The sequence below is a fragment of the Variovorax sp. P4_B11 genome (assembly GCF_056402355.1).
In genome coordinates, this window is the sequence record NZ_JBFUHO010000031.1 from 65,330 (window position 1) to 88,440 (window position 23,111).

The following is a 23,111-nucleotide window of genomic DNA, read 5'->3' on the forward strand; positions in this document are numbered from 1 at the left end:
GCCGCGCACGGCGGGCCGCGAAAGCAACTCCGTCATACAAGGACCGACCATGCAGGGTACCCAACTGCTCAAGCGCGCAGTGCAGTGCAATCCCCACCGCGTCGCCACGATCAGCGGTGGCAGGCAGCGCACCTGGAGGGAAGTGGGCACGCGCGTGCCGCGCATGGCCGCCGCGCTGCGCGCGCTGGGGGTGCGTGACGGTGCCTTCGTCGCGGTGCTCGCGATGAACTCCGACCGCTATCTGGAGCTGTTCTTCGCCGTGCCGTGGGCCGGCGGCGCATTGGCGCCGCTGAACGTTCGCTGGTCGGTGGCGGAGAACGTCTATGCCCTGACGGATTCGAAGGCCGAGGTCCTGTTCGTCGATGACAGCTTCCTCGACCAGACCGAGGCGCTGCGCAGCCAGATGCCGGGCATCAGGACCCTCATCCACATGGGCGAAGGGCCGACGCCGAGCGGCATGTTGTCGTTCGAGGCACTGATCGAGCGGCACGCGCCGATGGCCGACGCCAACCGCGCCGACGACGATCTCTACGTCATCTTCTACACCGGCGGCACGACGGCCCACCCCAAGGGCGTGGCGATGTCGCACAAGGGCGTCTATCTGGCGACCTGCTGCTATCTCGCGCTGCTGCCCAGCGTGGAAGACCTGAGCTTCCTCTATGTGGCCGGCTACTTCCACTTTGCCGGCGCGAGCGCGCTCTGGTACATCACGCTGGCGGCCGGCACGCATGTCGTGCTGCCCAAGTTCGAGGCGCTGCCGGTGATGAAGGCGATCGGAGAATTCAAGGTCACCAACGCCGTGCTGGTGCCGACCATGGTCAATATGCTGCTGAGCCATCCGGACTTCAAGAAGTACGACCTGACCAGCCTCAAGACCTGCATCTACGGCGGCTCGCCGATGCCCGAGGGCCTGATGCTGCGGGCGATGGAGATGGTGCCGACCTGGGGCTTCTACCAGATCTATGGCATGACCGAGACCGGCGGCTTCGCCACCATGCTGCGCTGGCGCGACCACATCGTCTCGGGCGAGAAATCGCCGCGGCTGCGCTCCGCCGGCCAGGCCGCGTTCGGCAACGAGATCCGCGTGGTGCTGCCCGACGGCACCGATGCCGCGGTCGGCCAGATCGGCGAGATCATCGTGCGCAGCGACTTCCTGATGATGGGCTACCTCAACAATCCGGGCGCGACTGCGGCTGCCCTGCGAGATGGCTGGATGCATACGGGCGACGCCGGCTACCTCGACGACGACGGCTTTCTCTATGTCGCCGACCGCGTCAAGGACATGATCGTCAGCGGCGGCGAGAACGTCTATTCGGTGGAGCCCGAGCGTGCGCTCTTCCTGCATCCCGCGGTGCGCGAGGCAGCGGTGATCGGCATCCCGAGCGAGCAGTGGGGCGAAGCGGTCCATGCAGTGGTGGTGCTCAAGGACGGCGCCAGCGCCACCGCGGAGGAACTGATCGCGCATTGCCGCACGCTGATCGGCGGCTACAAGTGCCCGCGCAGCATCGAGTTCCGCGCCGATCCGCTGCCTGTCACGCCGGTGGGCAAGGTGCGCAAGAACGTGCTGCGCGATCCGTACTGGGTCGGCCACGAGCGCAAGATCTGACGCGCACGGCAGCCAAACTAGTACACTACCGAACGATAAACTCACACACTTCAAGAGACATACCCGATGGTGCTCACCGACGACCAGAAAGCGCTGCAGGAGTCCGCGCGCCGCTTCTCCCGCGAACGGCTCCTGCCCGACTACCAGAAGCGCGAGAAGCTCGGTGTGCTCGACCGCGATCTGCTCGCCGAAATGGGCCGCATCGGCCTGATCGGGGTCGACCTGCCCGAGCGTCTGGGCGGCCTCGGCGCCGATGCGGTGACCGCTGGCCTGATCGCCGAGGAGCTCGCCTACGGCGACTTCAACATCAGCGCGGTTCCGGTGGGCGTGTCGCTCAATGCGGCCATCCTGATCCGCCACGCCAGCCCCGAACTAGTCGAGGAATGGGTGCCGCGGATGATCCGCGGCGAGGCGGTGGTGGCCATCTGCCTGACCGAGCCGCGCGGCGGCTCCGACGCCAGCAACCTGCAGCTGAAAGCGCGGCGCGACGGCGACGACTACGTCATCAATGGCGAGAAGACCTCGATCACCTTCGCCGACCGTGCGGATGCCTACCTGATCTTCGCGCGCACCGGCCGCCCCGAGGACGGCGCCAAGGGCGTGTCGGCCTTCTTCATTCCAGGGACCTCCCCCGGCATCCAGCGCACGCACTTCGACGATGTCGGCAGCGCCATCATCGGCCGCGGATCGGTCTTCTTCGACGAGGTCAGGGTGCCCGCCAGCCACCGGCTCGGTGACGAGGGCAAGGGCTTCACGCAAGTGATGCAGGGCTTCGACTACAGCCGCGCGCTGATCGCGCTGCAGTGCTGCGGCGCGGCCCAGGCCTCGCTCGACGAGGCCTGGGCCTATGCCAAGGAGCGCGAGGCCTTCGGACGCCCGATCGGCCAGTTCCAGGGCGTGAGCTTCCCTCTCGCCGAGGGCGAATCGCACATCGCCGCCGTGCGGCAGTTGTCGTATCACGCGCTGGCCTTGCGCGATGCCGGCGAGCCGCACACCACCGAGGCGGCGATGGTCAAGTGGATGGGCCCGAAGACCGCGTTCGACGTGATCCACCAGTGCCTGCTGACCTTCGGCCACTACGGCTGGTCGAAGGACCTGCCGCACCAGCAGCGCATGCGCGACGTGATGGGCCTGGAGATCGGCGATGGCACCGCCGGCATCATGAAGCTCGTGATCGCGCGCCAGCGCATCGGCCGCGTTGCGGTGCAATACCTCTAGGAGCCGTCATGCCTTATCAATCCATATTCCGCCCGGGGCTGTTCGAGGGCCAGACCATCATCGTGACCGGTGGCGGCAGCGGCATCGGCCGCTGCACCGCGCACGAACTGGCATCGCTGGGCGCGCATGTCGCCCTCGTCGGCAGGACGGCCGAGAAGCTGGAGCAGGTGCGCGGCGAGATCGCCGAGGACGGCGGCAGTGCGAGTGCCCATCCCTGCGACATCCGCGACGAAGCCATGGTCGGCGAGACCATCGACGCGGTGCTGAATGCGCGCGGCCGGCTGGACGGCCTGGTCAACAACGCGGGCGGCCAATACCGCACGGCAATGAAGACCATCTCGACCAAGGGCTTCGAGGCGGTGGTGCGCAACAATCTGACCGGCGGCTTCATCTTCATGCGCGAGGCCTACAACCGCTGGATGGAAGGCCACGGCGGCGCGATCGTCAACATCATTGCGGACATCTGGCACGGCTGGCCCGACTTCGCCCACTCGGCGGCGGCGCGTGGCGGCATGCTCACGCTCAGCGAGACGGCGGCCTGCGAATGGGCTGCCGCCGGCGTGCGCGTGAACACGGTCGCGCCGGGCGGCATCGCATCGAGTGGCTTCGACACCTACGCGCCCGAGGCCAAGGCGAAGATCCTGGAGTTTCCGCCCACCGTGCCGCTGCAGCGCTTCGGCACCGAGGCCGAGGTGTCGGCGGCCATCGTGTACCTGCTGTCGCCGGGCGCGGCCTACATCACCGGCAGTTGCGTGCGCGTCGACGGCGGCACGCCGAATGCGCGCGGCACGTGGAAGCAGGTCCCGCATCACAAGAGCGCGCCGTTCGAGGGGTTCCATCGCGCGACCCTGCCCGAGCTGCTCCGGCAGCAGGGCTGAAGCGATGCGGCTGGTTCTGGTCCGACACGGGCGCCCCGACGAGGAGGATGCCGAGCGCCCGCACGATCCGCCGCTGCGTGCGGACGGGCTCGCGCAGGCCCGGGCCGTGGCGGCGCGGCTGGCGCAGGAGGGCATCACGCGCATCGTGAGCAGCCCGCTCGCGCGCGCCGCCCAGACGGCCCAGCCACTGGCCGATGCGCTGGGCCTGCCGATCGAGCGCATCGAGGGCTGGGCCGAAGCCGATCGCCACGTCGATCGTTACCGGTCGACGGAGACCCTGCGCGCCCTGGGCGAGCACGAGTGGGGCCGCTTCCTCGACGATCCGATCGCCTTTTTCGGCGGCAATGCCGATGCCTTTCGCAGCGAGGTGCTGGGCGCGCTGGCCGCGACCGTCGAGCACAGCGAGCCCGATGCGCACGTGGCGGTGTTCACCCATGGCCTGCCGATCAACGTTGTGCTCTCGCATGCCCTCGGTCTGGCGCGCATCGTGCACTTCGCGCCCGGCTACGGATCGATCACGCGGCTGCGTTTGCTGGGCACCGGCACGATCGGCGTTGCCAGCGTGAACGAGCGCGGCCACATGCCGCCCACGAAGCGGCGGCCCACCCCTCCGACATGAACAGATTCGCATGCAAACGCTCATAGACGACAGCACGCTGGCGCCGAAGATCGCCGCCTACCTGGCGGCCCAGTTGGGCCATCCGGTGCAGGTCGGCGCGGTCAGGCGCTTTCCGGTCGGCTTCTCGTGGCTGACCTACGCGGTGCCCGTCACCGGGATCGACCCCGGCGGCGCCACGCAGGAAATCATCCTGCGCCTGGGTCCAGACTATGGCCTGTTCGCGCCTTACAGCGCGAAGCCGCAGGTGTTGTCGATGCAGTCGCTGGAAGGCAGCGGCGTGCCGGTGCCGCGGGCCTACTGGAGCAGCGACGACGCCTCCATCCTCGGCGCGCCCTTCATGTTCTGCGAGAAGGTCTCCGGCGATGCGGTCGTGCCCTGGGTCTCGGCCAGCGAGCCGGGCCTGGAGGAGGGCTATCGCAGGCACTTGGCGGAGCAGTTCATCGACACGCTGGCCGCGCTGCACCGGGTGCCTTGGCAGGACAAGCCGATTGCCGAGATGGCGCACGGCATCACCGCGGCCAATGCCGCGCACCAGAACGTCGACCACTGGGAAGCCCAGATCGCACGCTGGGCCATGCGCCCCTTTCCCCAGGCCGAATGGGGCATTCGCTGGCTGAAGCAGCACAGCCCGGTGGCGCCGCGGGTGGCGATCGTCCACGGGGACTACCGCACGGGGAACTTCCTGGAGCAGGGCGGGCGCATCACCGCCATCCTCGACTGGGAGCTGGTGCACCTGGGCGACCCGCACGAGGACCTCGGCTGGGCCAGCCTGCCGATGTACATGGGTGGCAGCAAGCTGATCTGCCGCCTGGCCGAGCCCGACTGGTTCTACGCGCGCTATGGCGAGAAGGCCGGCTTCGAAGTCTCGATGGCCTCGGTGCGCTACTACCAGGCGCTGTCGCTGCTCAAGCTCGCGGCCACGCACATGGCGGCCGCGCGCTGTTTCGAGGAAGGGCGCTTCAACGACATGCGCATGCCGGCGATGGGCAGCCAGATCGCGACCTGCCTGCGCCAGATGGAAAAGACCATAGAGGCCGCCTCATGAACAACTCCTTCGCCCGCCTGATCGACGGCATGAACGCCACCTTGCGCAAGGAGGTGCTGAGCCGCCTCGACGACGAATTCGCCCGCGGCCAGGTGTTCGGCGTCATCAACCTGCTCAACACCTTCAAGGTGCGTGCCGACTGGTCGGCCGGCTTCCTGCTGCAGCAGATCGCGGCCCAGCGCACCGCGCTCGACGGCGTCGCCGAGGTGCTGCAGGGTTCGCCGCAGGCGGCATCGCTGCCGGCACTGCCCGTGGGCACCGTGCCCGAATCGGTGCCGATCGCCGAGCTGCTGGCGATGCGCGACACCGGCAATGTCGCCATCGGCCAGTTGCTCGCCTGGCTGGACGCGCAGAAGGACCAGCTGGTGCCGGAGACGGCCGCGGCCATCGAGACGCTGCTGCGCACTGCGATGCGCGCCGAACTCAGCATCGAGCTGAAGAACGCGCCCCGGCCGCTGTTCGCCGAGATGTCCAGCGGCTCGGAAGACCAGGAATGAAGGGCCTGCGGGCCCGTGCTTGCACCGCTTGACAGTGGCCATTTTTGTAATAGATTCGATGCATATCGTACGCTAGTGCATGACAGGCCTGCCAAAGGCAAGGAGACACACCATGACCCGCATCACCCGTAGAAGCGCCGTCGGCGCCCTGTCCGCCGCCGCGCTCGCGCTGGCTTTTCCGCTGGCCGCTTCGGCGCAGGCCGGCGACCCGATCAAGATCGGCGTGCTGACGATCGACAGCGGACCCTTCGCGACCTATGCGAGCCTGGTGGAGGATTCCGCGCGCGTCGGCGTCGAGGTGCTCAACGCCCAGGGCGGCGCGCTGGGTCGCAAGTTCGAGGTCATCGTGCAGGCCCATGCCGGCACGCCGGCCAGCGCCATCGCGGCGGCCAACAAGCTGGTGGAGCAGGGCGGTGCGCGCTTCATCACCGGCCAGACGCCGACCTCGCATTCGCTCGCCATCGCGCCCAAGCTGGACGGGCTCAACGCACTGATGATCGACGCCTATTCGCAGGGCGATGACCTGATGACGAAGGCCTGCCAGCCCAACTTCTTCCGTGTCACCACGCCCGACGCCGTCTACACCGCGATGTTGCGCGATTTCGTCAGGAAGTCCGGCGCCAAGACCTGGAACGTGATCTCGCCGGACTATGCGGTCGGCCACACCTTTGCGGCCAAGTTCGCCGACATGGTGAAGGCCGAGGGTGGCACCGTGCAGCAGAACCTGTTCGCGCCGCAGGGCACCACCGACTTCGGCAGCTACATCACGCAGCTGTCGAAGCCCGCCGACGCGCTGATGGTCACGCTGTACATGTCCGACGGCAATTCCTTCGCCAAGCAGCAGAAGCAGTTCGGCCTGTTCGAGAAGTACAAGACGGTGCTGGGCAACGGCTTCGCCACCGAGTTCCAGCTGTCGGCGCAGGGCGATTCCGTGCTGGGCGTGCTCAACGGCCTGAGCTATCACAACACGATGCCCGGCGAGCGCAATGCCGCCTTCGTGAAGGCCTACGAGGCGCGCTACAAGCGCAAGCCCATCTATACCGATGCCGACATGATGGTGGCGATGGAGATGCTGCGCGCGGCCATCGTCAAGGCCAACAGCAGCGACGTGCCGGCCGTGCGCACGGCGCTCGCGGGCCTGAAGGCGCCCACGATCTACGGCGAGGTCGAGATGCGCGCGGCGGACCACACGCTGATTCGGCAACATGGCGTCGCCGAGGTCGTGAAGACGGCCGACGGCAAGGCCACCACCTTTGCGATGCGCAGCATCGAGCCAGGCGCCAAGCTGTTCCCGCCGCCGAGCCCTGAATGCAAGATGCAGTGACGCCCATGCCGAAGGCCCACGGATGACCGCCCAGAGCTACAAGACCATCCAGGTCATCCGCAACAGCGAGGGCTTCGCCACGCTGGTGCTGAACCGTCCGGACAAGTTCAACACGCTGTCGAACGAACTGCGCGGCGAAATGGCTGCCGCCATCGCCGAGCTCGAGGCCGATCCCGAGGTGCGCGTCCTCATCCTCACCGGAGCCGGCCGCGCCTTCAGCGTCGGCATGGACCTCGAGGAATGGGCGGTCTCGCCCAAGCTCGCGGCCGGTGCCTACGAGAACGATCCGGTGAAGGCCCTGCAGTCCTTCTCGGGTCCGGTCATCGGTGCCATCAACGGCATGGCGGTGACCGGCGGCGTCGAGATCGCGCTGGCCTGCGACCTGCTCGTCGCATCCACCGAAGCGCGGTTCGCAGACACTCACGCACGGGTCGGACTGCTGCCGGGCTGGGGCGGCTCGGTGCGCCTGGCTCGCCTGGTCGGCATCAACCGCGCCAAGGAACTCGCCCTGAGCGGCCGTTTCCTGCACGCCGAGGAAGCACTGGCCTGGGGACTGGTCAACCACGTGGTCGCGCCGGCCGAACTGATGGCCAAGGCCGAGGCGATCGCCAGCGACATGGCCGCGGCCGTGCCCGAGACGCTGAAGATCTACAAGCGCCTGCTCGACGACGAATGGAACCTGCCGCTGCAGGAGGCGCTCGCGCTCGAGCGGCGCGCCTCGCTGGAGAACAACGCCAGGGTCAGCAGCACGGACATCGATGCCCGTGTCGCAGCGATGGTGGCACGGCGCAAGAGGGCCAAGGGTGGCGCATGAATGAGCCCGACCCGGTGGCGCGAGCGCCGTTCAGCGCAGCGCTGCCTCAGATCGGCGGATGCATCTGGACCGATTCGTAGGCGGCATAGCCCTTGCCCACGCCATATTCGATGATCCCGTAGCCGACCTCGTCGCCGTCGCGCACCTCGATCACCTGGTCGGCCAGGGTCCGCACGCGCTGGCGTGTGCCCGGATCGCTCAGGTCCCAGACCTCGTGCTCGAAGTACAGCTTACCGCGGTCGTCACCGTGGAACCATCCATCCAGGCCGCCGTACAGGCCACCCTTGAGGAAGTACTTGGTCGGCAGCACCCGGACCGAGACCGGCCGCTCGCTGCCGTCGGCGAACTTCAGCTGGAATTCCATCGAGGCCATCGACTGGCCGTGCGGATCGTCCAGCCAGCGAGCCTCGTGTTGCACGTCGACCAGCTGATTGCGCCCGGAGACCTTGCTGCCGACGGTGAAGACCTCCTCACCCGACAGGTAGATCTTCTCGCCCGGCGCGCGCTCCTTGAAGAAGATGTGCAGCCCGCGGTTGGCGAACTGCGCCGTGGTCCAGCAGTAGAAGAAGGGCGGATAGAAAGTAAGGGGCGGCGTGGTCTCGTCGGTGCGCATCTCGGCCCGCACGCCCCATGAATGGTCTCGCTGCCCCATCCAGCTGGCGCTGTCGATCTCGACGCGCTTGCCGTCGTATTCCAGCCAGCCGCTGTAGCGGCCGAGCTGCTGGCCGCGGGCCATGTTCTCGGTCACGCGGCCTTCGCGACGTCGCATGTGGGCCTTTTCTTCGTGGGCGTTCATGGTGGCGATGAATTCGATCTCGAAGCGGATGCCCGAGTCGTTCTCGCCGAGCGTGAGCCGGTGGCGGCGCAGGCCTTCGATGACCTGGATCGACAGCGGACCCACGCGGGTGGTCAGAGGGTCGGGCCGCAGCCGCCGTGACGCACGGAAATTCCACTGCCGGCCCGGCACGGCCACGCCGGCGAAGGCGTCCATCACGTTGCGGTTGGGGTGGTAGCCGAGGCCGATGTCGAAGATCAGGTCGCTGGCGGGAGTGGGGTGGCCCGTGTACCAGAGCCGCTCCATCCACGCCGGATCGCTGTTGTCGATCTGGTCGAAGGTGGTCGGAAGCTGGTGGCCGATGAGGTCGTCTTGAGGAGTCAACATAGGGTTCACGAGGCCCCGACAGGCCGCAGTAGTGGTTGTGAAATTCTAATACGCAAGTGTATAGTCTGCTATCGAACGGTAGCCGGGTTTGCCCTCACACCGCAGCCGAAAAAAGGAGACTGAACTTCATGCAATCCACCGATTCCATCCGCGTCGAGCTGCAGGACGGCTTGGCCATTCTCTCGCTCGCGCAGCCTGCCCGGGGCAATCCCATCGACGGTCCCTTCGGCCGCGATTTCAAGCAGATCGCCTCCGGCCTGCTCGACACGCCGGGCCTGCGCGCCGTGCTGCTGCGGGCCGAGGGCTCGAACTTCAGCTTCGGCGGCGATTTGAAGACCTTTTATCCGGCGCGCGACCGGCTGGCGCCCCTGGTGCGCGAATGGACCGCCGAGCTGCACATGGGCCTGCAGCGCTTCTGGCGGCTGCCGGTGCCGGTGGTGGCGGCCGTGCAGGGCTTTGCGATGGGCGGCGGCGTGGCCGTCCTGGCGGGGTGCGACGTCGTGATCGCCGGCACCGGGACCAGGCTCGGCTCCGCCTTTTCCCAGCTCGGCTTCAGTTGCGATTCGGGCTCCACCGTGACCCTCACTGCCCGCATGGGCATGGCGCGCGCGCGCCGCTTCGTGCTGCTGGCCGAGGTCCTCGGCAGCGAGGACGCGCAGCGTGCCGGCCTGGTCGACCAGGTCGTGGCCGACGACCAGCTCCAGGACAGCGCGCTGGCGCTCGCGCGCAAGCTCGCCGCCGGCCCGACGCTGGCCTATGGCGAGACCAAGCGCCTGTTCATGAAGGCGGGTGCCGCCCAGCTCGAGGCGCAGCTGGAGGACGAGGCGCTGACGCTGGCGCGCGTTTCGGCCAGCGACGACGCGCAGGAAGGCATCGCCGCACAGGTCGAGAAGCGCAAGCCCCGGTTCCTGGGCCATTGAGCGATGCGCGCGGACGCCGTTGCGGCTTGGACATCCCGCGACCTCGCGCCCTTGCTCCGCTTGGAGCCGGCCGGTCCGTCGAGCTTCCGCAATCGCTACGCGAGTCCGAACGCGCGCGGCACCGTCTTCGGCGGCCAGCTGCTGGCCCATGCGCTGATGGCCGCGTCAATGACGGTGCCGGCGGATCGCGAGGTCACGGCGCTGCAGTTCATGTTCCTGCAGAGCGCCGACCCGGCAAGGCCGATCGACCATCACGTCACGGTGCTGCAGGAGGGCCGGCGATTCGCGTCGCGCCACGTGCGCGGCAGCCAGTCCGCGACCGACCGCGCGCCGGCCCGGATGGTGTTCGATGCGCAGGTGAGCTTCGCGACCGCGCTGCCGAGCCCCGAACACGCCGTCGCCTCGCGCGCGACGGGTGTCGATCCACAGTCGCTGCCGCGCATGGAGGAGCTCCCGGCCGAGACCGCCGACGCGGTCTGGCGCACGGTCGGCTATCCGCTGGGTTCCTCGACGCTGGATGTGCGGGTCGGCAACGTCGAACAGGGCCTGGGCCTGGGCGCACCGGAGGCCGGGCTGAGCTACTGGCTGCGCACGCGCGAACCGCTGCCCGACGAACCGGCGCTGCAGGCCGCGGCATTCGCCTACCTGTCGGATTGGTGGCTCAACTTCGCAAGCGTCGGCATCCACGTGCCGCAACTCGATCGCGACGGCGCTCGGTTGCATGTGGCCAGCCTGAACCACGCGATCTGGTTCCATCGGCCGGTGCGCGCCGACCAGTGGCTGTTCTTCGACGTCCGCAGCCCCGCCGCGGGCCGCGGGCGCGGCCTGTCGATCGCCACCGTCCACGACCGGGACGGCGTGCTGGTCGCCAGCGCCACGCAGGAGAGCCTGATGACGCCGGATCACAGCTGATGTGACGCTGCGTCACGCGTTTTCTTTGACCAGGGCCGGGACGCAGCGACGCGCGCCGAATGGCAGCGGGTTGCACCTGTTGACGCTGGTCGTACGCATAGGTAAGGTATTTGACGCATACCAAATAAATCACGAGACCCGGCGACTGTTTCGCCTTCATCAGGAGCTTCCCGCATGGACTATCAGTTCCCTCCCGAAATCGTCGCCAAGCTGGCCGAGCTCGATGCCTTCATCGAAGCTGAGATCAAGCCGCTCGAGCGCGAGAACATGCAGTTTTTCGACCATCGCCGCGAATATGCGCGCACCGACTGGGAGAACGACGGCTTTCCGCGCAAGGAATGGCATGACCTGATCGCCGAGATGGAGCGCCGGGCCGACAAGGCGGGTCACCTGCGCTACGGCCTGCCCAAGGCCTGCGGCGGCGAGGCCGCGCCGAACCTCGCGATCGCCGCGATTCGCGAGCACCTGGCGGGCAAGGGACTGGGTCTGCACAATGACCTGCAGGACGAATCGTCCATCGTCGGCAACTTCCCGATCGTGCCGGTGCTGAATGCCTACGGCACGCCGGACCAGAAGCGCTACATCGAGGGCATCATCAGGCGCGACCGCCACCTGTCGTTCGGGCTGACGGAGCCCAACCACGGCAGCGATGCGACCTGGCTGGAGACCACCGGCGTGCGCGATGGCGATGGCTGGGTCATCAACGGCATGAAGCGCTTCAACAGCCAGGTGCAACGCGCGCACGGCAACCTGGTGTTTGCGCGCACCTCGGGCAAGCCGGGCGATGCGCTCGGCATCACGGCCTTCATCGTGCCGACCGATTCACCCGGCCACCGCATCGCCTACAACCACTGGACCTTCAACATGCCCAGCGACCATGCGGAAGTCGAACTGAAGAATGTCCGCGTACCCGACAGCGCGATCCTCGGCGAGGAGGGCCAGGGGCTGGTGCTGGCCCAGCGTTTCATCCATGAGAACCGCATTCGCCAGGCCGCGGCGAGCGCCGGCGCGGCGCGCTATTGCATCACGGAGTCGGCGAAGTACGCGGTCAACCGCATCGCATTCGGCGAGCCGTTGTCGAAGAAGCAGGCGATCCAGTTTCCGTTGGTCGAGCTCTACGCCGAGTGCGAGATGGTGCGCAACTTCATCTTTCAGGTCGCCAGCCGGATGGACCAGCAGGATCCGCTCGAGATCAGCGACCTGGTGTCGATTTGCAACTTCCGCGCCAACCGGCTGTGCTGCGAGGCCGCCGACCGCGCGATCCAGGTCCACGGCGGCATCGGGTATACGCGCGCGCTGCCTTTCGAGCACATCTATCGCCACCATCGCCGCTACCGCATCACCGAGGGCTCGGAAGAGATCCAGATGCGCCGGGTCGCCCAGTACCTGTTCGGCTTCGCGGGCAAGCGCGCGACAACATGAGCGAGGCCAGCGAAACCGCCGCCGGGCGTGGCATCGATTTCGATCCGGTCCGGCTCGACGGCTACCTGCGACAGGTGCTGCCCGAGGCCACGGGTGAACTCGTGGTGGTGCGCACCGTTGGCGGGATGTCGAACCCGACCTACTTTCTGCGCCGCGCCGACTGGCGGGCGGTGCTGCGCAAGCAGCCCAATGCGGTGCTGATGCCGTCGGCGCATGCGATTGACCGCGAATACCGCGTGCTCAACGCCTTGCGCGACAGCGCGATCCCGGTGCCGACGCCGCTGCATTTCTGCAGTGACCGCGAGGTGATCGGCACGCCCTTCTATCTGATGGAGCGCATCGACGGCCGGGTGTTCGAGGGCTTCGAGATGGTCGGCGTCGCGCCGCACGAGCGGCGCGCGATGTACGACTCGATGGGTGCCACGATGGCCTCGTTGCATAGCCTGGATTTCCGTGCGGTCGGCCTCGGCGACTACGGACGGCCGGGCAACTATTTCGCGCGTCAACTGAGTCGCTGGTCGCAGCAGTGGGCGCAGTTCCGTCGCGGCGATGACGACAATCCCGATCTTGACCGCATCGTCGCCTGGCTGTCGGAACGCGTGCCCGCCAGCGACACGCTGGCGCTGTGCCACGGCGACTTCCGCATCACCAACATGATGTTCCACCCGAGCGAGCCGCGGGTCGTCGCGGTGATCGACTGGGAACTTTCCACGCTCGGGCACCCGCTGGTCGACGTCGCCTTCAACAGCCAAGCCTGGCGAATGGCGCCGGACGAGAACGGCGGCCTGCTGGGCCTGCCGCTGGCCGAGCTCGGCATTCCGACCGAAGAGGCGTACCTGGAGCGCTACTACGAATTGGCAGGCTCGACCGAGCGGATGACAACCTTCCACCAGGTGTTCGCGATGTTTCGCGGCGCCGTCGGCAGCGCCGGCGTGGCGGTGCGGGGCGAGGCCGGCAACGGCTTCCTGCCGGATGCAGCCCGGGTCGGACGCAAGCTGGCGCGGGCCTATGCGAAGCGCGGTGCGCATTTGATCGATGGCCGATAGCCGGATCGAGGCCATGATGTCGGTCGACCAAGCCATTCTGGAGCGGCGCTCGGTGCGCGGCTTCCTGCCGCGCGAAGTGCCGCAGTCGACGCTCGACGAGGTGTTCGCCGTCGCCCAGCGCGCGCCTTCGAACTGCAATGTCCAGCCATGGGTGCCCCATGTGGTCTCCGGCGACACGCTCAGGCGCCTGTCGGCCGCCCTGGTCGAGGCGGGCGAACAGGGCGAGCCCATCGCGCCCGACTGGCCGGCGGACGGCAAGTTCGATGGCATCTACCGCGCCCGGCAGGTCGATGCCGCCCAGCAACTCTACGGTGCCATGGGCGTCGAGCGCTCCGACCTCGTCGGCCGGCGCGCCGCCTATGTGCGCAACCTGGCCTTCTTCGGCGCGCCGCACGCCGTCTTCATCTTCATGCCGCATCCCTTCGACACGCGCGAGGCGACCGACATCGGCATGTACGCGCAGACCCTGATGCTGGCCATGACCGCGCGCGGCATCGCCACCTGCGCGCAAGGGGCGCTGGGACTCTATCCGGGCATCGTGCGCGAAGCGCTCGGCCTGCCGGATTCGCAGCGGCTGCTGTTCGGCGTTTCCTTCGGCTACGAGGACCCCGGGAACAAGGCCAACGCCGCCCGCGTAGGCCGGGCGACGACCGGAGAAGCGGTGCGGTTCCACCGCTGACCCGGTACTTACCATAGGTAGTACGCATGCATATCATTATGTATGCTCAAGGTATTCGATTCCGGAGACAAGCGGCCAGCCATGAACCTTCAGCACGTCATCGAACGGCGTTTCGAGCCCACACTGCAGGGCTACGACTGGCGCGATAGCGCGCTGTATGCGCTGGGCCTGGGCATCGGTTCGGACCCGCTTGACGAGGATGAGCTGCTCTATGCCTATGAGGCGCGCGCGCAGGCCGCCGTGCCCAGCCAGTGCATGGTGCTGGGCTGGCCCGACTTCTGGCATGCCGAGCCGGCGGCCGGCATCGACTGGGTCAACATCCTGCACGGCGAGGAGAGTTTCGAGCTGCACCAACCGCTGCCGCTGGCCGCGACGGTCCGCGCCACCCACCGGGTGCGCGCGGTGGTCGACAAGGGCCCCGGACGCGGTGCGCTGATCTACTTCGACACGGAGATCGCCGATGCGCAGAGCGGCGCGGCGATCGCCAGCCTGCATGCCACCCAGTTCCTGCGCGGCGACGGCGGCTGCGGCAACGATGGCGTGGCGCCGCCGGTCGTCGGTGCGCTGCGCGAGGGCGCAGCGCCGAGCGCCAGCATCGACTACCGCACGGCGCCGCAGGCGGCGCTGCTCTACCGGCTGGTGAGCCGCGACTACATGCCGCTGCATGCCGACCCGGTGGTCGCACGCGAGGCGGGCTTCGACCGCCCGATCTCGCACGGACTCAACACGATGGGCCTGGCCTGTCGCGCGGTCTTGAAGCAGTTCAGCCCGCGCAGGCCCGAGCGGCTGCGCTCCATGTCGGTGCGCTTCACGCAGCCTGCCTACCCGGGAGAGACGATCCGCATCGAGCTGTTCGACGAGGGCAAAAGGATCCGCTTCCGCGCACGGGCAATGGAGCGCGACGCGATCGTCCTCGACCGCGGCGAATGCGTGCTGGAAGACCGCTGAACAACAGGACGACCGATCCCATGGATTTCTCCCACATCCTCAACATCGCGCAGCTCGCCAATGCGCTGGCGTTGGCTTCGCTGCTCACGATCCTGGCCAGCGGCCTGGCGCTGATCTTCGGTCTGCGTGACGTCATGAACTTCGGCCATGGCGCGTTGTTCATGCTCGGTGCCTACCTCGGTTACACCTTCTCGGGGCTATTCAACTTCTGGGCCGCGCTGGTGATCGTGCCGGTGCTGCTGGCGGTGGTCGGCGTCGCCTTCGAGTACGCGGTGATACGGCCGCTGCAGAAGCGCGCCCACATGGACGTGGCGCTGGTGACGTTCGGCCTGGCGCTGGTGCTGAGCCAGATCGTGATCAAGATCTGGGGCACTGCGCCGCTGTCGATGGAGGCGCCTGCGGTGCTCGCCGGCTCGATGGATCTCTTCGGCCAGCGCTATCCGCTCTACCGCATCTTCCTGATCGGGGTCGGCTTCAGCACCTGCGTGGCGCTGGCAGCGTGGCTCAAATGGACACGTTCCGGCATGCACGTGCGCGCCGTCAGCCAGCAGCCCATGGTGGCGCGCATGATGGGCGTCAACACCGACCGGCTGAGCCTGCTGGTGGTGTGCCTGGGCACCGGCTTCGCGGGCTTCGCGGGGGTGCTGGCGGGGCCCTATCTCTCGGTGGATCCGGCCATGGGTTCCGGCGTGCTGATCAGCTGCCTGATCGTGGTCGTCATCGGCGGCCTCGGCAGCATCGGCGGCGCCATCGCGGCGGCCGTGGTCTACGGCCTGATCCAGGTGGTCGGCACGCTGATCTCGCCGACCCTGGCGGTGATGGCGCCCTATCTGCTGCTGTTCTTCGTGCTGCTGTGGCGGCCGCAGGGCCTGGGCCGCGGGAGGGTCGCCTGATGGCCGCCGTACCCGGTGTGGTGGCCGTGAGCCGGCCGCGAAGAACCGCCGCGCGCCGCCCGGCCGGACAGGGCAGGGGGCTCGCGGTGCCGGCGATCGTGATCGCGGTGCTGGTCTTGCTCGGATTGTTCGTGCCGACCGTGCTCAAGAGCACCTTCTACCTCGGGCTGCTGGTGAACGCGATCATCCTCGGCATCGCGGCGGTCGCCATCGGGCTGCTGGCGCATCAGTGCGGTCTGATGATGTTCGGTGCGGCGGCGTTCACCGGTGGGACCACCTACCTGTTCGCGATCGCCATCACGCGTTTCGGCATGAACGCGATGGCCGCTGCCGTCACCGCGCTGGTCGCGGCCACGGTGCTGTCGGCGCTGATCGGCGCGCTCGTGGTGCGGGCCAGGCCGCTGCCCTTCGCGATGCTGACGCTGGCACTGGCCCAGATGCTGCGCTCGCTGGTGATGATCACTGATTTTCGCCCGATCACCGGCGGCGACGACGGCCTGGCGCTCAGCTTTGCCGGCGGCTTCTTCGGCCTGACCCAGGCGCAGTTGTCCAAGCCGGGCACCTTCTGGCCCGTGGCCTGGCTGGCGCTGTGCGGCGTGATGCTGCTGGCCTGGGCCGTGGGGCGATCGCGCATGGGGCAGGTGCTGCGCGCGATCCGGGCCAACGAGGAACGCATGCGCTTCTCCGGCTTCAACACCTACGCGCCGCGCGTCATCGCCTTCACGCTGGCGGGCTTCATCGCAGCCGTGTCGGGCCTGCTCACGGCGCTGCACACGGCCTTCGCCTCCCCGGAGTTGCTGGATTTCGCGACCGGCGGCAACGCCCTGGTGTCCACACTGGTGGGCGGTGTCGCCACGGTCGGCGGACCGGTGCTCGGCGCGCTTCTCTTCACCATCGGTCAGGACCAGTTCGGCGCCAGCGGCCACCTGGAACTGCTGACGGGCATCGGCGTCGTGCTGGTCATCGTCGCCTTCCCGCAGGGCGCGATGGGCTTCATCCGCAATGCCCTCGCGAGGCTGCGAGGGCGCTTCGTGCTCGCGCGAAAGGACGATCATGCTGCGCGTTGAAGACCTGAGCGTGGCCTACGGCAACGTCAAGGCGCTGGAGGGCGTCACCCTCGAGGTGCCGGAGCGCGGCGTGCTGCACGGCGTGATCGGCCCCAATGGCGCCGGCAAGTCGACCCTGATGGATGCCATCACGGGACGGCGCAGGCCGACGCGGGGCCGGGTGCTGCTCGACGGGCAGGACATCACCCACCTGTCGGTGGCGCAACGGCGCCGCATGGGGATGTCGCGCTCGTTCCAGCGAACCAGCATCTTCCCGGGCATCCGGGTCGGCGAGCAACTGGAGCTGGTGGCTTCGCAACTGGGAGAGAAGGATCTGAACGGCATCGTCGACGCGCTCGAGCTCGGCGGCGTCTACGACGAGATCGCCGACAGCATTGCCTACGGCGACCAGCGCCGGGTGGACATCGCACTGGCCCTGGTCGGCCAGCCCAGCCTGATGCTGCTCGACGAACCGGCCGCGGGCCTGTCGACGACGGAGACCGTGGCCCTGTTCCAGCACCTGTCGACGGTCGCACGCGAGCGCAACGTGACCGCGATGGTGGTCGAGCACGACGTCGATGCGGTGTTCCGCTTCTGCGGCACGATCACCGCGCTCGACCTCGGCCGACTGCTGGCCAGCGGCTCGCCGGCCGCGGTGCGCGGCGACCCGCAGGTGATCGCCGCCTACCTCGGGAGTGCAGCATGAGCTTCATCAACGTCAGAGGCCTGCGTGCGGGCTACGGCAAGTCGGTGGTGTTGCGCGAGGTCGACCTGCAGGTCGAAGAGGGCGAGGCGGTCGCGGTGGTCGGCAAGAACGGCGCCGGCAAGTCGACCCTGCTGATGTCCTTCTTCGGCGGCACCACCATCAGCGGCGGCTCGATCGAGGTCGGCGGCGTCGCGCTGCAGAAGCTGCCGGCCTACCGCGCCGCCACGCAGGGCGTGACGATCTCGCCGCAGGGCCGGATGATCCTGCCGCACCTGACGGTGGGCGAGAACCTGCAACTGGGCGCGGCCTGCAAGCGCCGCGGCCACTGGACGGCCGATGCGGTCTACAAGCTGTTCCCGGTCCTGCGCGAGCGGCGCGACAAGATGGGCATGGAGCTCTCCGGCGGCCAGCAGCAGATGCTCGCGGTCGGCCGGGCACTGCTCGGAAATCCTCGCGTGCTGCTGCTCGACGAACCTTCCGAAGGCCTGTCTCCAGTGCTGGTGGATGAGCTGGCGGACGTCTTCAACAAGATCCGCGCGGCCGGCACCGGCGTGCTGATGGTCGAGCAGCACCTGAACCTGGTCCGCCGCGTGAGCCAGCGCTTCGTGGTGATGGCCAAGGGCAGCATCATCGACGGCGGCCTCACCGCGGACATCGACAGCGAGCGGCATCGTGCCGCACTGGCCTTCTAACTTCGGAGACTCAAGGCATGATCAAGAGACTAGGCGCGCTGCTGGCGCTCGCCCTGGCACTGCACGCCGGCGCCCAGGCGCAGACCATCAAGCTCGGCGTCGTGAACATCGACACCGGCCCCTTCGCCGTGAGCGGCGCCTACGTCAACGACGGCGCCGCCTTCGCGGTCGAGCAGCTCAACGCCAAGGGCGGTGCGCTCGGGCGCAAGTACGAGCTCATCACGCAGAACCATGCGGGCACGCCGGCCTCGGCGATCGCCGCCGCCAGCCGGCTGGTCGAGCAGCAGGGCGTGTCCTTCTTCACGGGGCTGAATCCCTCGGGCACGTCGCTCGCCATCGCTTCGAAGATGTCGGGCATGAACGCGCTGTTCATCGATGCCACCGCCGCGTCCGACGACCTCACCGGCAAGAACTGCGGACCGAACTACTTCCGCATCGGCATCACCGACGGCATGCAGGTCAACGCCTTCCGCGAGCTGGCGCAGCAAAGCGGCATCAAGACCTGGGACCTGATGATGGCCGACATCGCGGTCGGCCACGACACCGCCAAGCGCTTCACGGCGGCGATGGAGGCCAGCGGCGGCAAGGTGAACAAGACGCTCTTCGCGCCCATCACCGCCTCCGACCTCGGCAGCTACATTGCCCAGCTGCTCGACAAGCCGTCCGAGGGCCTGCTGATGTACTACCCCTCGTCGGGCGGCATCGCGCTGATCAAGCAGCAGCAGGCGTTCAACCTGTTCGAGAAGTACAAGACGGTGCTGTCGGCATCGATGGTCAACGAGATCCTGATCGGTGCCCACGGCGACGCCAGCGTCGGCCTGTGGTCTGCCCAGAGCTACTTCTGGAGCATGCCCGGCGAGCGCAACGCAGCCTTCGTCAAGGCCTTCGAGGCGCGCTACAAGCGCAAGCCCACCTACATCGATGCCGATGCCTACATGTCCTTCGACCTCGTGCACCAGGCGATCCTCAAGGCCAACTCGGCCGACGTCAGCGTGGTGCGCAACGCGCTGGCCGGCTTGAAGGCCAACACCGTCATCGGCGAGGTGGAGATGCGCGCGGCCGATCATCAGTTGCTGCGTCCGCTGATCGTGGTGCAGGCGGTCAAGGCCGGCGACGGCAAGGGGGAGATCGCGATGCGCTCGATCGTGCCGACGGCCAGGATCGCTCCTCCGGTCAGCCCCGAATGCAAGATGTGAGGGGTTGGAGCAGGGGGAGCCGATGCAAGTCGACGAATTGCTGGCGCAGGACTTCGGCACGCTGCCGGACCTGATCCGCGCGCACGCGCTGCGCGACCCTGGGCATACCGCGCTGGTGCTGGACGGCCGCAGCCTGAGTTTTGCCCAGCTCGATGGCCTGATGGACCGCGTGGCGGCCGCGTTGCAGAGGGACGGCGTGCGGCCGCGCGAGGTCATCGCGATCAGCGCTTCGACCTCGCTCGACCATGCGGCTGTATTCCTTGGCAGCTTGCGCGCCGGCATCGCGGTGGCGCCGCTGGCGCGTGACTCGACGCCGGCGGGACTGGCCGCCATGGTGGCGGATTCCGGCGCCAAGCGCTTCTTCCTCGACCAGGGCGTGGCGCAGGCGCTGGCGGATGGCGCGCAATCGGTCGCCGTGCCACGCATCGCGCTCGACGACTCGGCCATGTTCGATGCGCTGCCAGCCTGCCGCGCAGCGACATCGGCAAGGTGCTGAAACGCCAGCTGCGTGACGCCTACATCGCCGCGGGTTGAACTGGCGTTCGCCGGCACGCCTCAGGGCGTCGATTCGTTGAGCGTGCGTACGCGAACGTCGTCGAGCGAGCTGCCGACCGCGCGCGTGACCGATGCGTGGTCGAGCGAGAAGGTCTCGGTGCCCGGCAGGCGCATCGCATGCGCCACCAGCGTCTTGATCGGCATGCCGTGCGAGAAGACGGCGACCACCGAGCCGCGCTCGTCCGCCAGCAGCCGGGCAAAGGCGTCGAGCACCGTCGCGCGGAAGACATCGGGATCGACGCCGAGGAAGCGCGGCGGCGAGGCCAGGAATTCCGCCCAGCGGTGCGGCTCCTCGCGCCGGATGGTGTCGGGCGAGCGATAGCGCGTGGTGTTCAGGTCGCACTCGGCCAGCCCGTCGATGATCTCGATCTCGATGCCGAGCAGGCGGGCCAGCGGCGCGGCGGTATCGAGCGCGCGTTGCTGCGGGCTGCAGACGATGCGGTCGATCAGCTCGAAGGCGAGCCGCCGCAGCGCGAGCGCGCGCGCCTGCGCATGGCCGACCGGGTGCAGGGGCGGATTGCCGGGCTGCAGCGCATGACCTTCGTCGGGCAGGCCATGCCGCACCAGCAGGAGCTGCTTCATCGGCATGGTCAGGTCGCCATCGTGACGACCAGCTTGCCGAATTGCTCGCCACGCGCCAGCCGCTCGAAGGCGGCGTGTATCTCTTCGAGCGTGAAGCGCTGGTCGATGACCGGGCGGATCGCGCCGCTCGCGAACAGCGCCAGGAGCTGCCGGCACTCTTCGACGCTGCCGCCGGTGGAGCCGTAGATTTCCAGCTGGCGGATGAAGACGCGCTGCAGGTCCGCCGGCGGGTTCGAGCCGGTTGTCGCGCCACAGGTGACGAGCCGGCCGCCGCGGCGCAACGCGCGCAGTGAATCGTCCCAGCTGGCTGCGCCGGAGCTGTCGATCACCATGTCCACGCCTTCGCCCGCGGTCAGCTCGAGGACCCGTTTGGCCACCTTCTCGTTGCGATAGTTGATGGCGGCGCTGGCGCCCAGCGCCGTGGCCTTCGCGAGCTTGTCGTCGCTGGAGGAGGTGACCAGCACCCGCGCGCCGGCGTGCAGGGCCAGTTGGAGACAGGCGACCGCGACGCCGCCGCCCACGCCAACCACCAGCACGGTCTCGCCGGGGCGCAGTGCGCGCTTGCCGAACAGCATGCGCCAGGCGGTGAGGTAGGCCGACAGCAGCACGCTCGCCTCGACCAGGTCGACGTGGTCAGGCAGCGGCAATACACAGCGTGCCGGCATCGTCACATAGTCGGCGAAGCCGCCATCGCGGTGCTCGCCCATGATGTGGGCGCGCAGGCACAGCGGCTGGTCGCCGGCGACGCAGTAGCGGCAAGTGCCGCAAAAGGCATTGGCGAAGATGACCGCCTTCTGGCCAGCCCTGAGCCCGCTGTCGGGATCCGCCTCGGCCACCACGCCGGCGGCGTCGACGCCAAGTGTCTGCGGCAGCGTGTGCGTGATGCCGGCGCCGTTGTCGCGCATGTATAGGTCGACACGATTGAGGCCCGCGGCATGCACGCGCAGCAGCACCTCGCCGGCGCGGCGCACCGGCACCGGCCGCTCCCTCAGGAACAGGCCCTGCTGCCCCCGCGCTTCCAGAACCGCTGCTCGCATGGACATGCCTTTCGTGCCGATTAATATGTTAGCATATACATAGTGCGCCAGCGTACGACATATGGAAAACACCGACATCGACCGCCGCGGCAAGGGCTGGATAATGGAACGGTCGAACGTTAGTGAACGAACCTGAGGAGACACGATGTCGGGACCGCTCGGTGGAATTCGCGTTCTTGAACTGCCAGCCATCGGGCCGGCGCCTTTCTGCGGCGCGCTGTTGGCGGACCTGGGCGCGGACGTGGTGCGGATCGACCGCGCGGCGCCGATCGACCTTGGCAGCGTCGTGCCGCCGCACTTCGACTTCTACAACCGCAACAAACGCTCGATCGCGCTCGACCTGAAATCGCCTGCGGCGATCGCTGCCACGCTGCAGTTGGTGGCGCATGCCGACATCCTCATCGAAGGCTTCCGGCCCGGCGTGGCCGAGCGCCTCGGGCTCGGCCCGGTCGAATGCATGCAAGCCAATCCGAAGCTGGTCTACGGCCGCATGACCGGCTGGGGGCAGGACGGTCCGCTCGCGCAATTCGTGGGCCATGACATCAACTATCTCGCGCTCAGCGGCGCGCTGCATTGCATCGGCGAGCCGGACCGGCCGCCGGTGCCGCCTTTGAACCTGGCGGCCGACCTCGGCGGCGGCGCGATGTATCTCGCCGTCGGCGTGCTCGCCGCCCTCACCGAGGCACGCAACGCCGGCCGCGGGCAGGTGGTCGATGCGGCGATGGTCGATGGCCTCGCCAACCTGATGTCGGCCTTCTCGGCCTTTCGCCAGATGGGCGAGTGGACTGCAGGGCGCGGCGAGAACATCGTCGACGGCGGTGCACCGTTCTACCGCGCCTATGAGACGCGCGACGGCCGGTACGTGGCCGTCGGCGCGATCGAGGCGCGCTTCTACCAGGCGCTCGTCACCGGCCTGGGGCTGGATGCGGCCACGCTACCGCCGCAGAACGACCGCAGCACCTGGCCCGGCATGCGCGAGCGTTTTGCGGCGATCTTCAAGACCCGCACGCGCGACGAGTGGGTCGAGGCGATGCGCGGGCGCGATGCCTGCCTGACGCCGGTGCTGAGCATCGATGAAGCGCCCCGTCATCCGCACATGGCGGCGCGCGAGGTGTTCGGCGCGTACGACGGTGTGCTTCATCCCAGCCCCGCGCCCCGCTTCAGCCGCACGCCGGGCAGCCTGCGCCGGCCGGCACCATCGCCCGGCCAGCACAGCGCCGAGGTGCTGTCGGACTGGGGCGTGCAGCCGGCCGCGATCGAGGCGCTGGCGCGCAGCGGCGCGATGCTGCAGGGCGAGGCCGCCCGGCGATGACC

24 protein-coding genes are annotated in these 23,111 nt (G+C 68.2%); 21 read left to right on the top strand and 3 right to left on the bottom strand.

Annotation, left to right across the window (positions count from 1 at the left end):
* The first annotated feature begins 49 nt into the window (after positions 1-49).
* From AC1DYD_RS24560 to AC1DYD_RS24595, 8 genes are all read left to right on the top strand, one after another.
* A complete protein-coding gene (locus AC1DYD_RS24560) occupies positions 50-1,606 on the top strand; it encodes a long-chain-fatty-acid--CoA ligase (RefSeq protein WP_478175369.1) in 1,557 nt (518 codons plus the stop codon).
* 66 nt (positions 1,607-1,672) lie between these two features.
* Entirely contained in the window at positions 1,673-2,824 is a 1,152-nt protein-coding gene (locus AC1DYD_RS24565) for an acyl-CoA dehydrogenase family protein (RefSeq protein WP_478175370.1), read from the top strand.
* Positions 2,825-2,832: 8 nt separating this feature from the next.
* Positions 2,833-3,702, top strand: a complete 870-nt coding sequence (locus tag AC1DYD_RS24570; protein ID WP_478175371.1) for an SDR family oxidoreductase — start codon at positions 2,833-2,835, stop codon at positions 3,700-3,702.
* Positions 3,703-3,706: 4 nt separating this feature from the next.
* Positions 3,707-4,321 (top strand): histidine phosphatase family protein, encoded by a 615-nt coding sequence (locus tag AC1DYD_RS24575; RefSeq protein ID WP_478175372.1) that lies wholly within the window; start codon positions 3,707-3,709, stop codon positions 4,319-4,321.
* 10 nt (positions 4,322-4,331) lie between these two features.
* Positions 4,332-5,366 (top strand): phosphotransferase family protein, encoded by a 1,035-nt coding sequence (locus tag AC1DYD_RS24580; RefSeq protein WP_478175373.1) that lies wholly within the window; start codon positions 4,332-4,334, stop codon positions 5,364-5,366.
* Positions 5,363-5,863: a hypothetical protein gene (locus AC1DYD_RS24585; protein ID WP_478175374.1), complete on the top strand. Its 501-nt coding sequence runs from the start codon at positions 5,363-5,365 to the stop codon at positions 5,861-5,863. The genes AC1DYD_RS24580 and AC1DYD_RS24585 overlap by 4 nt, the downstream gene beginning before the upstream one ends.
* A gap of 112 nt (positions 5,864-5,975) precedes the next feature.
* Positions 5,976-7,187 (top strand): ABC transporter substrate-binding protein, encoded by a 1,212-nt coding sequence (locus AC1DYD_RS24590; protein ID WP_478175375.1) that lies wholly within the window; start codon positions 5,976-5,978, stop codon positions 7,185-7,187.
* Between the two features lie 22 nt (positions 7,188-7,209).
* The gene (locus AC1DYD_RS24595; RefSeq protein ID WP_478175376.1) at positions 7,210-8,001 is read left to right on the top strand and encodes an enoyl-CoA hydratase; all 792 of its coding nucleotides are present in this window, start codon (positions 7,210-7,212) and stop codon (positions 7,999-8,001) included.
* Between the two features lie 46 nt (positions 8,002-8,047).
* Here AC1DYD_RS24595 and AC1DYD_RS24600 read toward each other — a convergent pair whose 3' ends face one another.
* Complete coding sequence (locus tag AC1DYD_RS24600) at positions 8,048-9,163, bottom strand: Rv3169 family protein (RefSeq protein ID WP_478175377.1); 1,116 nt, start codon at positions 9,161-9,163, stop codon at positions 8,048-8,050.
* A gap of 128 nt (positions 9,164-9,291) precedes the next feature.
* Here AC1DYD_RS24600 and AC1DYD_RS24605 point away from each other — a divergent pair, with 128 nt between their 5' ends.
* The 12 genes from AC1DYD_RS24605 to AC1DYD_RS24660 all read left to right on the top strand — a co-directional run bounded on the left by AC1DYD_RS24605 (position 9,292) and on the right by AC1DYD_RS24660 (position 20,119).
* On the top strand, positions 9,292-10,083 hold the full coding sequence (locus AC1DYD_RS24605; protein WP_478175378.1) for an enoyl-CoA hydratase/isomerase family protein: 792 nt from the start codon (positions 9,292-9,294) through the stop codon (positions 10,081-10,083).
* A gap of 51 nt (positions 10,084-10,134) precedes the next feature.
* Positions 10,135-10,995: an acyl-CoA thioesterase gene (locus AC1DYD_RS24610; protein WP_478175379.1), complete on the top strand. Its 861-nt coding sequence runs from the start codon at positions 10,135-10,137 to the stop codon at positions 10,993-10,995.
* Between the two features lie 174 nt (positions 10,996-11,169).
* Complete coding sequence (locus AC1DYD_RS24615) at positions 11,170-12,417, top strand: acyl-CoA dehydrogenase family protein (protein WP_478175380.1); 1,248 nt, start codon at positions 11,170-11,172, stop codon at positions 12,415-12,417.
* Positions 12,414-13,463, top strand: coding sequence for a phosphotransferase family protein (locus tag AC1DYD_RS24620; RefSeq protein ID WP_478175381.1), 1,050 nt, complete (start codon positions 12,414-12,416; stop codon positions 13,461-13,463). Before AC1DYD_RS24615 ends, AC1DYD_RS24620 begins: the two co-directional genes overlap by 4 nt.
* A gap of 13 nt (positions 13,464-13,476) precedes the next feature.
* Positions 13,477-14,142: a nitroreductase gene (locus tag AC1DYD_RS24625; protein WP_478175382.1), complete on the top strand. Its 666-nt coding sequence runs from the start codon at positions 13,477-13,479 to the stop codon at positions 14,140-14,142.
* Between the two features lie 81 nt (positions 14,143-14,223).
* Entirely contained in the window at positions 14,224-15,090 is an 867-nt protein-coding gene (locus AC1DYD_RS24630; RefSeq protein WP_478175383.1) for a MaoC/PaaZ C-terminal domain-containing protein, read from the top strand.
* A 20-nt stretch (positions 15,091-15,110) separates the two neighbouring features.
* Positions 15,111-15,983, top strand: a complete 873-nt coding sequence (locus AC1DYD_RS24635; protein ID WP_478175384.1) for a branched-chain amino acid ABC transporter permease — start codon at positions 15,111-15,113, stop codon at positions 15,981-15,983.
* Complete coding sequence (locus AC1DYD_RS24640; protein ID WP_478175385.1) at positions 15,983-17,050, top strand: branched-chain amino acid ABC transporter permease; 1,068 nt, start codon at positions 15,983-15,985, stop codon at positions 17,048-17,050. The genes AC1DYD_RS24635 and AC1DYD_RS24640 overlap by 1 nt, the downstream gene beginning before the upstream one ends.
* Positions 17,037-17,735: an ABC transporter ATP-binding protein gene (locus AC1DYD_RS24645; protein ID WP_478175386.1), complete on the top strand. Its 699-nt coding sequence runs from the start codon at positions 17,037-17,039 to the stop codon at positions 17,733-17,735. The genes AC1DYD_RS24640 and AC1DYD_RS24645 overlap by 14 nt, the downstream gene beginning before the upstream one ends.
* Positions 17,732-18,427, top strand: a complete 696-nt coding sequence (locus AC1DYD_RS24650; protein ID WP_478175387.1) for an ABC transporter ATP-binding protein — start codon at positions 17,732-17,734, stop codon at positions 18,425-18,427. The genes AC1DYD_RS24645 and AC1DYD_RS24650 overlap by 4 nt, the downstream gene beginning before the upstream one ends.
* A gap of 17 nt (positions 18,428-18,444) precedes the next feature.
* Positions 18,445-19,623: an ABC transporter substrate-binding protein gene (locus tag AC1DYD_RS24655; RefSeq protein ID WP_478175388.1), complete on the top strand. Its 1,179-nt coding sequence runs from the start codon at positions 18,445-18,447 to the stop codon at positions 19,621-19,623.
* A gap of 22 nt (positions 19,624-19,645) precedes the next feature.
* The gene (locus AC1DYD_RS24660) at positions 19,646-20,119 is read left to right on the top strand and encodes an AMP-binding protein (RefSeq protein WP_478175389.1); all 474 of its coding nucleotides are present in this window, start codon (positions 19,646-19,648) and stop codon (positions 20,117-20,119) included.
* A 59-nt stretch (positions 20,120-20,178) separates the two neighbouring features.
* On the opposite strand, the gene AC1DYD_RS24665 is transcribed toward AC1DYD_RS24660, so the two are convergent.
* Positions 20,179-20,766, bottom strand: a complete 588-nt coding sequence (locus AC1DYD_RS24665; protein ID WP_478175390.1) for a histidine phosphatase family protein — start codon at positions 20,764-20,766, stop codon at positions 20,179-20,181.
* Between the two features lie 2 nt (positions 20,767-20,768).
* Positions 20,769-21,803 (bottom strand): zinc-binding dehydrogenase, encoded by a 1,035-nt coding sequence (locus tag AC1DYD_RS24670; RefSeq protein ID WP_478175391.1) that lies wholly within the window; start codon positions 21,801-21,803, stop codon positions 20,769-20,771.
* Positions 21,804-21,942: 139 nt separating this feature from the next.
* Between AC1DYD_RS24670 and AC1DYD_RS24675 the strand changes: the two genes are divergently transcribed.
* Positions 21,943-23,109: a CaiB/BaiF CoA transferase family protein gene (locus tag AC1DYD_RS24675; protein ID WP_478175392.1), complete on the top strand. Its 1,167-nt coding sequence runs from the start codon at positions 21,943-21,945 to the stop codon at positions 23,107-23,109.
* The last annotated feature ends 2 nt before the right edge of the window (positions 23,110-23,111 follow it).